13 protein-coding genes are annotated in these 13,816 nt (G+C 74.6%); 8 read left to right on the top strand and 5 right to left on the bottom strand.

The genetic code is table 11. The features are described from left to right. Positions 1 to 62: 62 nt before the first annotated feature. The 5 genes from ACOBQU_RS28690 (at position 63) to ACOBQU_RS28710 (ending at position 4,773) form a co-directional block, all read left to right on the top strand. A complete protein-coding gene (locus ACOBQU_RS28690; protein WP_423630898.1) occupies positions 63 to 1,304 on the top strand; it encodes an NAD(P)/FAD-dependent oxidoreductase in 1,242 nt (413 codons plus the stop codon). A gap of 204 nt (positions 1,305 to 1,508) precedes the next feature. Then, complete coding sequence (locus ACOBQU_RS28695) at positions 1,509 to 1,874, top strand: Rv2175c family DNA-binding protein (RefSeq protein ID WP_423630900.1); 366 nt, start codon at positions 1,509 to 1,511, stop codon at positions 1,872 to 1,874. 74 nt (positions 1,875 to 1,948) lie between these two features. Then, a complete protein-coding gene (gene thiE, locus ACOBQU_RS28700) occupies positions 1,949 to 2,605 on the top strand; it encodes a thiamine phosphate synthase (protein ID WP_423630902.1) in 657 nt (218 codons plus the stop codon). Positions 2,606 to 2,840: 235 nt separating this feature from the next. Further along, positions 2,841 to 3,761, top strand: coding sequence for a methylenetetrahydrofolate reductase [NAD(P)H] (gene metF, locus ACOBQU_RS28705; RefSeq protein WP_423630904.1), 921 nt, complete (start codon positions 2,841 to 2,843; stop codon positions 3,759 to 3,761). Positions 3,762 to 3,807: 46 nt separating this feature from the next. After that, positions 3,808 to 4,773, top strand: coding sequence for a hypothetical protein (locus ACOBQU_RS28710; RefSeq protein WP_423630906.1), 966 nt, complete (start codon positions 3,808 to 3,810; stop codon positions 4,771 to 4,773). Between the two features lie 82 nt (positions 4,774 to 4,855). Here ACOBQU_RS28710 and ACOBQU_RS28715 read toward each other — a convergent pair whose 3' ends face one another. The 5 genes from ACOBQU_RS28715 to ACOBQU_RS28735 form a co-directional block, all read right to left on the bottom strand. Beyond that, a complete protein-coding gene (locus ACOBQU_RS28715) occupies positions 4,856 to 6,355 on the bottom strand; it encodes a phytoene desaturase family protein (protein ID WP_423630908.1) in 1,500 nt (499 codons plus the stop codon). 118 nt (positions 6,356 to 6,473) lie between these two features. Then, on the bottom strand, positions 6,474 to 7,088 hold the full coding sequence (locus ACOBQU_RS28720) for a DUF4126 domain-containing protein (protein ID WP_423630910.1): 615 nt from the start codon (positions 7,086 to 7,088) through the stop codon (positions 6,474 to 6,476). Between the two features lie 388 nt (positions 7,089 to 7,476). Beyond that, positions 7,477 to 8,097 carry a TetR/AcrR family transcriptional regulator gene (locus tag ACOBQU_RS28725; RefSeq protein ID WP_423630911.1) on the bottom strand — a complete coding sequence of 207 codons (621 nt, stop codon included), beginning with the start codon at positions 8,095 to 8,097 and terminating at the stop codon, positions 7,477 to 7,479. A 29-nt stretch (positions 8,098 to 8,126) separates the two neighbouring features. Next, on the bottom strand, positions 8,127 to 10,211 hold the full coding sequence (locus tag ACOBQU_RS28730) for a YhgE/Pip family protein (protein ID WP_423630913.1): 2,085 nt from the start codon (positions 10,209 to 10,211) through the stop codon (positions 8,127 to 8,129). Then, positions 10,183 to 11,037 (bottom strand): ATP-binding cassette domain-containing protein, encoded by an 855-nt coding sequence (locus tag ACOBQU_RS28735; protein ID WP_423630915.1) that lies wholly within the window; start codon positions 11,035 to 11,037, stop codon positions 10,183 to 10,185. The genes ACOBQU_RS28730 and ACOBQU_RS28735 overlap by 29 nt, the downstream gene beginning before the upstream one ends. A gap of 183 nt (positions 11,038 to 11,220) precedes the next feature. Between ACOBQU_RS28735 and ACOBQU_RS28740 the strand changes: the two genes are divergently transcribed. The 3 genes from ACOBQU_RS28740 (at position 11,221) to ACOBQU_RS28750 (ending at position 13,495) form a co-directional block, all read left to right on the top strand. Next, positions 11,221 to 11,748 carry an SAV_6107 family HEPN domain-containing protein gene (locus ACOBQU_RS28740; protein WP_423630917.1) on the top strand — a complete coding sequence of 176 codons (528 nt, stop codon included), beginning with the start codon at positions 11,221 to 11,223 and terminating at the stop codon, positions 11,746 to 11,748. Between the two features lie 220 nt (positions 11,749 to 11,968). Further along, positions 11,969 to 12,766, top strand: a complete 798-nt coding sequence (locus tag ACOBQU_RS28745; RefSeq protein WP_423630919.1) for a methyltransferase — start codon at positions 11,969 to 11,971, stop codon at positions 12,764 to 12,766. A gap of 303 nt (positions 12,767 to 13,069) precedes the next feature. Then, positions 13,070 to 13,495, top strand: coding sequence for a DUF3040 domain-containing protein (locus tag ACOBQU_RS28750; RefSeq protein ID WP_423630921.1), 426 nt, complete (start codon positions 13,070 to 13,072; stop codon positions 13,493 to 13,495). The last annotated feature ends 321 nt before the right edge of the window (positions 13,496 to 13,816 follow it).

Below are 13,816 nucleotides of genomic sequence, written 5' to 3' on the forward strand. Positions count from 1 at the left end.
CGGCCAGCGGGCCGGTAAGCCCGTCGTGTCCGGGCGGTCGCGGCCGCCCTACAGTTGATCGGGTGAGCGAGCAGCAGAACGAGCGGCAGCGGCGGGCGGGAACCGGACCGGGCGTCGTGATCGTCGGCGCGGGGATGGCCGGGGTGCAGACGGCCGTCGCGCTGCGCGAGCAGGGGTACGCGGGCACGGTGACGCTGCTCGGCGCGGAGCCGCACCAGCCGTACGACCGGCCGCCGCTGTCCAAGGCGGTGCTGCTCGGCACGGCCGAGGGCTCCGCCTTCGACATCGACTTCGACGCGCTCGGCATCGACCTGCGGCTCGGCGTCGCCGTCGACGGCGTGCGCCCCGGCGACCGCGCGGTGGACACCGAGGCGGGCCCGGTGGCGTACGAGAGCCTGGTCCTCGCGACCGGCGCGGAGCCGGTCCGGCTGCCCGGCTCCGACGGGGTGCCCGGGGTGCACCTGCTGCGCACCCTCGACGACGCCGAGCGCCTGCGGCCGGTCCTCGCCGAGCGGCGCGACGTCGTGGTGGTCGGCGCGGGCTGGATCGGCGCCGAGTTCGCCACGGCCGCGCGCGACGCGGGCTGCGCGGTCACGGTCGTCGAGGCCGCCGAGCGCCCCCTCGCGGGCGCCCTGCCCGCCGAGGTCGCGGCCCCCATGGCGGCCTGGTACGCGGACGCGGGCGCCGACCTGCGCACCGGCGCGCGCGTGGCACGGGTCGAGCCCGGCGCGGTGTTCCTCGACGACGGCGCGAAGCTGCCCGCGGGCGCCGTCGTCGTCGGCGTCGGGGCGCGCCCGGCGACGGCGTTCCTCGCCGGTTCCGGTATCGCGCTCGGCGCCCACGGGGAGGTCCTGGCGGACGACCACCTGCGCACGTCGGCGCCCGACGTGTACGCGGTCGGCGACTGCGCGTCCTTCCCCTCCGGGCGGTACGGCGAGCGGCTGCTCGTGCACCACTGGGACAACGCGGTCCAGGGCCCCCGGGCGGTGGCCGCGAACATCCTGGGCGAGTCCCCCGTGGCGTACGACCCCGTGCCGTACTTCTGGTCCGAGCAGTTCGGCCGCTTCGTCCAGTACGCGGGCCACCACACCGCCGCCGACACCCTGCTCTGGCGGGGCGACCCCGGGGCGCCCTCCTGGTCCGTCTGCTGGCTCCGCGGCGGCGCCCTGGTCGCCCTCCTGGCGGTGGGCCGCCCCCGGGACCTGGCCCAGGGCCGCAAACTGATCGAATCCGCCACCCCACTGGATCCCACGCTGCTCCCAGACCCAGCGGTCCCCCTGAAGAAGGCGACGGCAGCCACGTAGTCCCCGCTGTGGGCCGGGGGGGCTCGCGCCCGCCGTACCCGCTGTGGGCGGCTGGTCCGCCCAGAGGGCGGAACGGGCGGGCACAGCCCCCACCGCCGGGCAACCGCGGAACCCGGCAGCCCCAGAGGCCACTCCAAGGGCCCAGGGGCGCGGCCCCGGCACCCCCCGCTACCGGCCCCCGGCCAGAAATGGCACGCTTGATCCGTGACCGAGATTGACGCAAAGACCGATGCTCTCGTCCCCGCCTGGCTGCACCTCCCCGACATCGCCGAGATGCTCGGCGTCGAGGTGACGCGCGTGCGGCAGCTGGTCAAGGAGGGCCAGCTGATCGCCGTACGCCGAGGCGAGAACAGGACGCTTCAGGTACCGGCGGCCTTCATCGACGGCGACAAGGTCGTCAAGGGCCTGTCCGGAACGCTGACGCTCCTGCGGGACGACGGTTTCACCGACGAAGAGGCCCTGGAGTGGCTCTTCACCCCCGACCCGAGCCTGCCCGGCACCCCCGCGCAGGCGCTCAGCGAGAATCGCGGCACGGAGGTGAAGCGCCGCGCCCAGGCGCTCGCCGTCTGACCTGACCACCACCTGGCGTACGGGCCCGGCACCCGCCCGGCCCGTACGCCACCGACACCCCGGGGAACGGCTCCATGGCCACCGAAACGGCGGGCGCGCGCGCCCGGCTCGCGGACGCGCGGCTCTATCTGTGCGTGGACGCCCGCAAGCGCCAGGGCGACCTGCCGGAGTTCCTGGACGCCGTCCTCGCGGGCGGCGTCGACATCGTGCAGCTGCGCGACAAGGGCATGGAGGCCGCGGAGGAACTGGACCATCTGCGGGTCTTCGCCGACGCCTGCCGCAGGCACGGCAAGCTCCTCGCGGTGAACGACCGCGCGGACGTCGCCCACGCCATCGGCGCGGACGTGCTGCACCTGGGCCAGGGCGACCTGCCGGTGCCCGCGGCCCGCGCGATCCTCGGCGACGGCGTGCTCGTGGGCCGCTCCACGCACGCCGAGGCGGAGGCCGCCGCCGCGGCCGTCCAGGAGGGCGTGGACTACTTCTGCACGGGCCCGTGCTGGCCGACCCCCACCAAGCCGGGACGGCACGCGCCGGGCCTCGGCCTGGTCCGGTACGCGGCGTCGCTCGGCACCGAGCGCCCCTGGTTCGCGATCGGCGGCATCGACGCGGGCAACCTGGACGAGGTCCTGGAGGCGGGCGCCCGCCGCGTGGTCGTCGTCCGCGCGATCACGGAGGCCGACGACCCGGGCGCCGCCGCGGCGCACCTGGCGAAGCGCCTGCGCACGGTCTGAGCGGGACACCCGCGCACTGCCTGCGCGGGAACCTGCGCACTGCCTGCGCGGGACATACGTACGCCCTGAGCGCGGGATACGTACGCCCTGACGGGGGCGCGGCGTCACGCGCGCGCCCGGACGCCGGTGTGATCAATAACCCGGAAGTGTCCGAGTGCTGGACAATGGGCCGACTAAATGGACATATCACCTGCGCCTGGTTGGGGGACCGTTCCGGCCTGGCTAACCTGCCGGTATGGCCCTAGGCACCGCTTCCACCAGGACTGACCGTGCGCGCACCGTGCGCGACCTGCTCGCGACCGGCAAGACCACGTACTCGTTCGAGTTCTCCGCGCCGAAGACGCCGAAGGGCGAGCGGAACCTGTGGAAGGCACTCCGCAGGGTCGAGGCCGTCGCCCCGAGCTTCGTCTCGGTGACGTACGGCGCGGGCGGCTCCACGCGCGCGGGCACGGTGAAGGAGACCCAGCAGATCGTCGCCGACTCGACGCTGACGCCGGTCGCGCACCTCACCGCCGTCGACCACTCCGTGGCCGAGCTGCGCAACATCATCGGGCAGTACGCGGACGCGGGCATCCGGAACATGCTCGCGGTGCGCGGCGACCCGCCCGGCGACCCGATGGGCGAGTGGGTCAAGCACCCCCAGGGGCTCACGTACGCGGCCGAACTGGTCCGGCTCATCAAGGAGTCGGGAGACTTCTGCGTGGGTGTCGCGGCCTTCCCCGCGATGCACCCGCGCTCGACCGACTGGGACTCCGACGTACGGCACTTCGTCGACAAGTGCCGCGCGGGCGCGGACTACGCGATCACCCAGATGTTCTTCCACCCGGAGGAATACCTGCGCCTGCGCGACCGCGTCGCCGCGGCGGGCTGCGAGACGCCGATCATCCCCGAGGTCATGCCGGTCACCAACGTCCGCCAGCTGGAGCGGCTGCCGCAGCTCAGCAACGCGGACTTCCCGCCGGAGCTGAAAGAGCGGATCCTCGCGGTCAAGGACGACGCGGCCGCTGTACGCTCCATTGGGATCGAGTTCGCGACGGAGTTCTGCGCGCGGCTCCTTGCCGAGGGTGTGCCGGGACTGCACTTCATCACGCTGAACAACTCCACGGCGACGCTGGAGATCTACGAGAACCTGGGCCTGCACCAGCAGCAGGCCTGACCGGTCGTACCCGAGGGGCGACGGCCGCGAGGGGAGAGGGGCGTACATGGGCTTGGCGGTCCTCTACTTCGCGTTCGGCGCGGTCGCGCTGTGGCTGCTCGGCGAGGTGCTGCTCCAGTACAAGGCGCGGCTGCGCTGGCGGCTGCTCGCCTTCTGCGGCTTCCTCGGCGTGGTCGTCGGCGTGCTGCTGCCGTCGGTCGTGGTCATCGCGCTCGGCGCGATCGCCTTCGCGGTCGGACAGATCTATGTGACGCTGTCGTTCCGGCGCGGCTTCGCCAAGGGCTGGTCGCTCGGCGGCAAGCGTGGCAAGACCGGCAAGTCCGGCAAGGCCGCCGGGAGCAAGCGCCGCAAGGGAGCTGCCGCTGTGCCGCCCCAGCCGACCCTGGAGGTCTCCGAGCTGGAGTACGAGCCCGCGCCCGGCGCCCCCGCGCCGGACGCCCTCGACGCGACGGCCATGATGGAGGTCCAGTCCTCCGGTCCTGGCGGCCCGGAGGGCCCCGGCGCTCCGGTCGGCCCGGGGGTGTACGAGACCGAGCCCGTGCCGGACGACACCGGCCAGTACGGCGGGTACGCCGACGCCCCGCGGGCCCCGTCCGCCGCCCCGGACAGCTACGCCTTCGACACGTACGCCGCGTACGACCAGCCGCTCCCGGGCGGCGAGCAGGACCCCCTGCACTTCGCGTACGGCGAGACGGGCGAGCAGCGCTACGCCGCCTACTCCGACCCGTACATCGGCCCGCAGACCTACGGGGCCGAGCCGGGCTACGACGCGTACGCCCCCTACGGCGGCGACACGTACGGCGGGGGCTACCAGGACACCCCGCCCGGCGGCGTCTGGGTCCCGCACCAGCGCACCAGCGACGCCCCGCCCGTCCCGCCCGCCCCGTACGGCGCGCCGCCGCCCCAGCCGCCCGCCTACCCGCCGCACCTGGACGGCGAGGGCGACCAGGAGCCGGGCAACGTGTTCGGCTACGAGCCCGGGTACAACGGCGAGCAGCAGTACCGGTACTGAGAACCGGCGTCCGGGCCCAACCGGCGCACCGGTGAGCCGCCGGGCCCGACCGGATCACCGGGGGCAGCCGGGCCCGCCTGGGTCACTGTGAGCCGCGGAACTCCGGGCCCTCGACGATCAGCCCCGCGACCAGCGTGCCGGACATGCCCGCGTGCGGCAGGCCGCCGCCGGGGTGCGACCAGCCGCCCACGGCGAACAGGCCCCGTATCGCCGTGCTGTTCGCCGGATGCAGCAGCCGTCCGGACGCCGCCGCGAGCGCGGGCGCGGGGACGGCGCCGCCGTCGGCGCCGGTGGCCTCGGCGACGTCGGCGGGCGTGCGGACCTCGTGCCACAGGAGGCGGTCGCGGAGGCCGGGGACGGCGGCCTCCGCGCGGTCGATCAGGCGCTGGACGTCCGCGTCCGTGACCTCGGCGCCCGCCGGGACCGTCGCCCGCAGCGTCACCGCCTCGTGGTCCGCGTCCGGGGTGCCCTCCGGGTCGTCCGGGCGCAGGACCGCGAGGGTCGGCGCGGCCGGTACGCCGGGCCGGGGGCCGAAGAGGCGGTCCACCTCGGCCGCGGCGTCGGGGGCGTGCAGCACTGTGCGGTGCGGCGTGCCTTCGGGGCGGGCGCCGCGCAGGGCGAGCAGGACCGTGAGGCGGCTGGGCGCCGCCGCCTGGGCCGGGACGCCGCCCGGGGCGCGCACCTCCGCGCCGGGCAGCAGACGGCCGAGGACACCGGGCGCGACGCCCGCCACCACGATGTCCGCGTCCACCACCGTGCCGTCCGCCAGCTCGACGCCCGCCGCGCCGCCGTCCTTCACCACGACCCGCGCCACGGCCGAGCCGAACGCGAACTCGACCCTGCGCTCCAGGCACCGCTCGTACACCGCGGTCGCCAGCGCGCGCAGGCCGCCGCGCACCGACCAGGTCCCGAAGGTCTGCTCCAGATAGGGCAGCACGGCGGCGCTCGCGGGGGCCGACCGCGGGTCCAGGCCGTGCGCCAGGGCGAAGTGGCCGAGGAGCGCGGCCAGGCGGGGCTCGCCGCCCAGCTCCCACTCGGCGATCTCGGCGAGCGTCGCCGCGCGCCGCTCCCGGCGCAGCAGGCGGCGGCGGGGCACCGACGGGTAGGGCTCGCGCTCGGCGAGCACCTGCCAGTTCGGCCACAGGGGCTCTTCGAGCAGGGGGCGGCGGGTGCGGTCCCAGGCGTCCCGCGCGCGGTTCATGAACGCCGACCAGCGCTCGCCCGCTCCGGCGCCCAGAGCGGCGTCCAGGGCCTCGCTGACGCCCGCCCGCGAGGCGTTCGGCAGGTCCACGGCCGTGCCGTCCGCGAAGACGTGGCGGACCGCGGGCTCCACCTGGGACAGCTCGACGCGGTCCTCCAGGGGCGCCTTGCCCGTCTTCACGAACAGGTCGCGGTAGACCGCGGGCAGGTGCAGCAGGGCCGGGCCCGCGTCGAAGGCGAAGCCGTCGCGCTCCACGCGGCCGAGCGCGCCCCCGTACGTCCGCGCGCGCTCGTGCACCACCACTTGGTGGCCCGCGACGGCCAGCCGGGCGGCGGCCGTCATGGCGCCCATCCCGGCGCCGATCACCACAATCCGTGCCATGCCAGGGACTGTATCGGCCGCCACTGACAACACCGTCGGCCACCCGGCCCGACCAGCGGGTTCGACCGCGCTCCGGCCCGGGACCGGCCCCTCGCCCGCCTCGCGGCCGACTCCCGGGTCAGTCCGGTGGCCGTCCCGCTTCGGCCGCCAGGCGCCGCTCCTCGCGCCGCTGCGCCCTGCGCCGCAGGAACCGGCGGATCCGGTGCGCGAGGAACAGCAGCAGGACCAGCCCGGCGAGCAGGAGGACGCCCGCGATGACCGCGGCGGCCTCGGGGTGGAACATCGCGAAGCTCACCACACCGCCGACCCCGAGGTCCTCCGCGGTGCTCAGGACGAGGTTGCTGAACGGCTCCGGAGAGGTGTTCACCGCCATCCGCGTCCCGGCCTTGACGGCGTGGCTCGCCAGGGCCGTCGTGCCGCCGATCGCGCCCGCCGCCACATCCGGCAGCGACCCGCTCTGCCCGGCGAGCAGCGCGCCCACGACCGCGCCGGACACCGGCCGGACCACGGTGTGCACGGAGTCCCACAGCGAGTCGACGTACGGGATCTTGTCGGCGACGGCCTCGCAGGCGAACAACGCGCCCGCCGCGATCAGCACGCCCGGGCTCTGCAGCGACTCGGGCACCTCGTCGGAGACCCCGGTCGCTCCGAAGACACCGAGCAGCAGGACCACCGCGTAGGCGTTGATCCCGCTGGCCCAGCCGCTGGTGAACACCAGAGGGAGTACGGACACGGGGGTGATCGTAACGAGTGGGACACGGTCCGGCGCGCGCGTGAGCGGCCCGGACTGAGTATCCGTACCTAGGGACGGAGATGAGTACCCGCGCGGATGGGGCCCGGTCCGCGCGGACGGGAGAGTGGGGGCACGGAGAAGGGCGCGGCCCCGGCACCGCCGACACGGGGCGGCGGAACGGGCGGCGCCCTTGGCCGCTCCCTCCCGCCCGCGCGGGAGCGGGGTACGGGGGGCGACCCGGGGGATGACCACGGGGGTCGCACGGGGGAAGGCGACACAGCGCCGGTCCGGTGGTCCAGGGGGCTCGCGGACCACCGGACCGGCGCCGTGCGACAGTCGGGGCGCCCCGCTACTGCGAACGGGTGACTGGTCGGCGTTCGGCGCGTGACTAGGCCCGTCCGCCGCTCACCCGCCCCTGGAGCAGCCGCGACAGCGCCGCGTGGACGTCGTCCAGGGACCGCTCCGGCTGGAAGGACTGCCAGTCCAGGGCCGCCACCAGGACCATCCCGACGAGCGCGGCGGCCGTCAGGGGGATGTCGATCTCCTCGCTCAGCTCGCCGCTCTCGACGCCCGCGCGCAGCACGTCCTCCACCACGGCGACGGCCTGCTGGCGCACGACCAGGAGCGTGGACTGCCAGGCGCGGTTGGTGCGCCACAGCTCCGCTACGTAGAGCTGGGTGAAGGCCGGGTAGCGGTCGATGAAGACGAGGCCCGCGCGGACCATCGCGTCCAGGGCGTCGACCTTGCTGCCGCCGTCCCGGGCGGCCTGCTCGGCGGCCTCCCTCAGGGACGCGGTGAGCAGTCCGACGCCGTGCCGCAGCAGCTCTTCGAAGAGGACCGACTTGCTGGCGAAGTTGTAGTAGACCGTGCCTTTCGCGACGCCCGCCCGCTCGGCGATCTCGTCAACTGTGGTGGCGGAGAAACCCTGTTCCGCGATGAGGGTCACGGCGGCCTCGTACAGCTTCTGCCGGGTGGCCTCGCGCCGCGTGCTGCTTGCGCTACTTCCCATGGGACTGATTTTCACAGGTTCCGCCGCGTTCACAGGCTGAGCTCCGGATGCAGCCGGTCGAGTGTCCACACCTGCTTGCGGCGCGCGGCGACGGCGGTCAGCGCGAGGGCGCCCGCGGTGAAGGCCAGCAGCACCGCGCACGCCTGCCAGACCGGCCCGAGGCCACCGCCCGTGATGAGCCTGCGCAGCGCCTCGACGACGTAACTCATCGGCAGGCAGGGGTGGATCGCCTGGAAGAAGCCCGGGCTCGTCTGCACCGGGTAGGTGCCGCCCGCCGACGTGAGCTGGAGCATCAGGGCGGCGAGCACCAGGATCCGCCCGGCCGCTCCGAAGCGGGCGTTGAGCCACTGCACCAGGGCGGCGAAGCAGCCGGTCACCAGCGCGAGGAAGCCGATCGTCCCCGCGGCGCGGTCCATCTGGAGGCCGAGCCGCCAGTGCAGCACCGCCATCAGGGCCCCCACCTGGAGCACGCCCAGCGCGGCGACAGGCAGCCAGCCCGCGAGCGCGATGCGCCACGCCGGGGCGCCCGCGGCGAGCGCGCGCCGGTTGAGCGGCTGGATCAGCATGTACGCCACCATGGCGCCGACCCACAGGGACAGCGGGATGAAGTACGGGGCGAAGCCGGTGCCGTAGTTGGGCGCCTTGTGCAGCGACTGGGAGGCGAGGCGCACCGGGTCGGCCATGACGTCGGTGCGCCGGTCGCGGTCCCGCTCGTCGTAGTCGGGGATCTTCTTCGCGCCGTCGTGGAGGCCGCCCGCGAGCTGCTGGGAGCCGTCGGCGAGCTTGACGATGCCGTCGTCGAGGCCGGTGGCGCCCGCCTTCAGCCTCCCGACGCCGCTGTCCAGCTTGGTGGCGCCGGTCTTGGCAGTGCCGAGGCCCGTGTGGAGCTTCTTCGCGCCCTTGGCGACGTCCTTGGCGCCCTTGTTGAGCGCGTTGACGTCCCGGACGGTCCGCTCCAGGTCCTCGTCCAGGTGCGGGGCGCGGGCGGCGAGGCGCTCGGCCTTCTTCTGGAGCGCGGCCAGGCTCGTGTCGAGCTTCTTCAGGTCGCCGTGCTGGTCCCGCACGAGCGTGTCGACGTCCGCCGCGACCGCCGCGACGTCGGCCGCGGCCTCCTTGGCCTTCTTCAACTGCGGGCACCAGGAGTCGGCCTCCGCCAGGCGTCGGCACCGCTCTTCGTAGAGGCCGGTCAGCGTGGCCGACGCCTCCTTGGCGTCGGCGGCTGCCTGGGGGGCGCGCTTCACGAGGGCGGACAGGTTGTGGCGCACCGCTCCCGCGGAGTCGGCGACCAGCCGCGCGCTGTCCCCGAGGGTCCTGCCGTTGTCCTTCAGATACGGGCGGACCTTGGCCGCCGCGCCGTTGACGCGGTCGGCGAGCTTCTGCGTGCCGTCCGCCACCTGGCGCGAGCCGTCCTCCAGGGCGCCCGCGCCGGTGTGCAGCTTCCGGACGCCCCCGGCGAGCTTCCCGCTGCCGTCCTTGGCGCTCCCGAGGCCGTCGACGAGGTCCGCGGAGCCCTTCTTCGCCTTCCCGATGCCACCCGTGAGCCGGTCGGCGCCCTTGGCGGCCTTCTCCGTCTTCCCGTGGATGTCGGAGAACGACACGAAGATCCGGTCGAGGAAGGTCCGCGAGGCCTTCGTGGAGGCGGCCGAGCGCACCTCGGCGAAGACCGTGCGGGAGATCTGCCCGACGATGTAGTTGTTGGCGTCGTTGGTGCGCACCTGGAGGGCGCCCGTCTCCGGAGAGCCGCCCGAACTCGACGCGACGCGCTCGCTGAAGTCGGACGGCATGGTGAGCGACAGGTAGTAGGTGCCGTCCTCGACGCCCTTGCGGGCGTCGGCGGCGCTCACCTCGTGCCAGTCGAAGGTCTCGCTGTCCTTCAGCCGCTCGGCGATCCCGTCGCCCGCCGCGAGCTTCTTCCCGTCGACCGTGGCGCCCTTGTCGTCGTTGACGAGCGCTACGGGGACGCGGTCGAGGTGGCCGTACGGATCCCAGAAGGACCACAGGTACAGCGCCCCGTACAGCAGGGGGAGCAGCAGCAGCGCCACCAGCGCCGCGCGCGGGAGCCTGCCCCTGCCGAAGCGCTTGAGCTCAAGCGCGGCCAGCTTCGGCGACCGCATCCGCCGCCTCCTTGTCGTCGTCGGTGCCGGCGCGTGCGTCGTCCTGGGTGTCGCCCCGGGCGTCGTCCTGGGTGTCGCCCCGGGCGTCGTTCTTCCGTACGTCTCTGAGCGCGCCGTCCCGCGTTCCGTCCCGTGTGCCGGTCGGGACGACCACCGCGCCCTCGGGGGCCTCGCTGCACACGGCCACGACGGTCGTGCCGCTCGCGGCGATGGACCGCAACAGGTCCCAGGCGAAGGCCCGTTCGGCGTCCGAGAGCTTGAGGTCGGTGTCGTCGACGCCGAGCAGCCGGGGCCGCCCGATCAGCGCCAGCGCCACGGACAGGCGCAGCGCCTCCAGCCGGTCCAGGTCCCGTACGGAGGTCCGCGGCCCCTTGGGCAGCGCCTCGACGTCGAGCCCGGCGGCCCGCAGCGCGGCGTCGACCCGCAGCCGGGACGCGGCGGCCCGTTCGCCGGGCGGGCGCAGCAGCCCGCGCAGCGAGCCGGTGAACCGCCGCTCCAGGAGCGCCCGCTCCCGCAGGTGCTCGGCCACGGTCAGGGACGGGTCGAGGTCGGTGACGCCCGGCACGGGCCCGAGCGCGCTGATCCGCCGCACGGCGGCGAGCTGCTTCGGGAGCCGGGACCGGTCCACGGTCGCCGAGCCCTCCGTGGCGCGCATCCGGCCCGTGAGGGCAAGCAGCAGGGAGGTGCGGCCGGAGCCGGACGGTCCCTCGACGGCGATGAGCGAGCCGGGTTCCGCCGTGAACCCGATCCCGCGGAACGCCCAGCCCCGCGGCCCCTTGAGCCCGAAGTCCGCCGCGCTGACGGCGGCGCCGCGCGCAGTGTCCACGCTTCCCCCTCGTCGTGCCTGTGCCGGTACCTGCCCACGCTTTTGCACTGACTAGTCAGTATAAAAGTAAGCCCGAACCCTTGAGCGAGGCAAAAGCGCAGGTCAGAGCCGATTGTCAGTGGCGTACTCCACGATGGGCACATACGGCCACCGCGCCGTCACACAGACGACAGGAGGTTCGTCATGGCCAGGACTCACGCAGCAGCCGCGCACCGGCGCCGCGCCTCAGGCCCTGCCCCCTCACTGACCGGCCCGGCGAGCGACGTCCACCCCGTGCTCCGCAGGACCACGGCCCCACCCGCCGCCCTCGAACTGCTCGCCCAGGCCCGCGCGGGCCTCGACGAGGCCGCCCAGCTGGAAACGTCGAACGAGCGCTACGCCACCGCCCACCTCGCCGCCCTGCGCACCGCCGCCGCGGTCCTCGCCGCCCGCGGCCGTCCTGATCCCGTCCTCCGCCGCAGGCAGCGCATCCGCAGCGCCTGGGAGGTCCTGCCCGAGATAGCCCCCGAACTGGCCGAGTGGAGCGCCCTGTTCGCCTCCGGAGCCGCCCGCAGGGCCCGCGCCGAAGCGGGCATCAGGGGCGCGGCCACCAGCCGCGACGCCGACGACCTGCTGCGTGACGTGGCGATGTTCCTGCGCCTGGTGGAGCGGATGCTCGTCCTCCAGCCGGTGCTGCCGCAGCCGCGCCAGGAGCCGCCGGACGCGAGCTGACGCCCGCGCGCGGCAGCGCGCACGCCAGACCTGCCGCGCCCGCGGAAGGGCGCACCGGGGTGCACGGGGACCCGCGGCGGCCCACGGGGGCCGGGGCGCGGCAGGATCTGGCAAACGGCCACGTCACCACCCATGAGGACTTCCCATTAGGGTGGGAGCGCCCGCACCCGAACAGCCCGCCGTCACCACTGGCGGAGCCGCGCCGAGGAGTCAACCAGCCGTGTCGGACCCCTACCGTCCCCGCGCCTCTCTTCGCACCGCCGTGGTCTGGGAGGTCCTCAAGGACGCCCTCGACCGCCGCGTCAAGGCCGCACCGGCCGACCCGGACGGCGCCCACGAGGGGCCGCGCGCCCTGGACGTCCTCGACACCGGCGGCGGCAGCGGCAACTTCGCGGTGCCCGTCGCCCGTCTGGGCCACCGCGTCACCGTCGTCGACCCCAGCCCGAACGCGCTCTTCGCGCTGGAGCGCCGCGCCGCCGAGGCCGGAGTCGCCGACCGTGTGCGCGGCGTGCAGGGCGACGCCCACGGCCTGTTCGACGTCGTCGAGCGCGCCGGATACGACGCCGTGCTGTGCCACGGCGTCCTGGAGTACGTGGACGACCCGGCCGAAGGCGTTCGCAACGTCGTCGGCGCGCTGCGACCCGGCGGCGTCGTGAGCCTGCTCGCCGCGGGCCTCGGCGGCGCCGTCCTCGCCCGCGCCCTCGCCGGGCACTTCACCGAGGCCCGGCACGCCCTCGGCGACCCGGCCGGGCGCTGGGGCGAGGGCGACCCCGTGCCCCGGCGCTTCACCGCCGAGCAGCTCACGGAGCTGGCCGAGGGCGCGGGCCTGCGCGTGAGCGCCGTGCACGGCGTGCGCGTCTTCGCCGACCTGGTGCCCGGCGTCCTCGTCGACACCGAGCCCGGCGCCCTGGAGGCCCTCCTGAAGCTGGAGGCGGCCGCCGCCGAGCTGTCCGCGTTCCACTCCGTCGCCACCCAGCTCCACGTGCTCGGCGAGACCCCCGAGCCCAGCGGGGCCTGAGCGCGCGGCGGCCCGCCAGGGGCCCCTGTGACGCCTGGGACCACCTCGCTGATCAGCGGCGCAGCCGCACATGGAGTACGCCACAGGCCCCCCGAACGGGCTACGGGCGCCGTATGATCGAGGGACACCGTCCGGTATGACGGACCGGCCGCTGGGGAATGCAGGCTTCAGCGAGCCGGAGCGACCTGGCGGTCCGGTTTGGCGAAGTTGGCGCAGAGGGGCGGGTTTCACGGGGGCGATTCCCTGCCTATCCTGAAGGGGACCCCCCGGTCGCCCCGGCGACTGCACGATGAGGAGGACTCCGTGCCGCTCTCGGAGCACGAGCAGCGCATGCTCGAGCAAATGGAGCGAGCGCTGTACGCCGAAGATCCCAAGTTCGCGACAGCGCTTGAGGGAAGCGGGCTGCGTACGTACACCCGGAAGCGGGTCTACCAAGCGGTCGCGGGCTTCCTGGTGGGCATTGCCCTTCTCATGGCCGGAATGGTCGCCCAGCTCATCTGGGTGAGCGTGGTGGGCTTCCTCGTGATGCTGGGGTGCGCGGTGCTCGCCGTCACCGGATGGCGCAAGGCACCCAAGCCAGGTGAGCAGGGAGCGGGCGCCACGCCCGGCCCCGGCCTCGCCCACGGCCGCCGCCACCATCACCACCAGGCCCGGCAGCGGCGCTCCATGATGGACCGGATCGAGCAGCGCTGGCAGCGCCGCAGGGACGAGCAGCAGGGCGGGCAGTAGCCCTCCTTCGCCCCGGCCCTCCGCGCCGCGCCTGACTTCCGCCCGCCGTCCAAGGCTCCCTGAGGCCCGGTACGCACTGTGCGTACCGGGCCTCAGACGTGTGCGATCGCACACGCATCCCGTTGCGCCCGGCCGTCACCCGCTCGCCTCGGACACCGTGGAGCCCGCCCCCGAAACCCTCATGGGGTGCCCGCAGGCCCCCATGAGGTAACCGGAAACCCCTGTGGGGTGTGGCCGAAAACCCACGGGGATGACCGCCGTCCAGGCGGTCACACCCCCCGCGTACGCCCCCCGGAGTCGGGTCCGCACCGGTGCGGACCT

Origin of the sequence: Streptomyces sp. G45 (assembly GCF_049542095.1) — a bacterium.
Classification (GTDB): Bacteria; Actinomycetota; Actinomycetes; order Streptomycetales; family Streptomycetaceae; genus Streptomyces.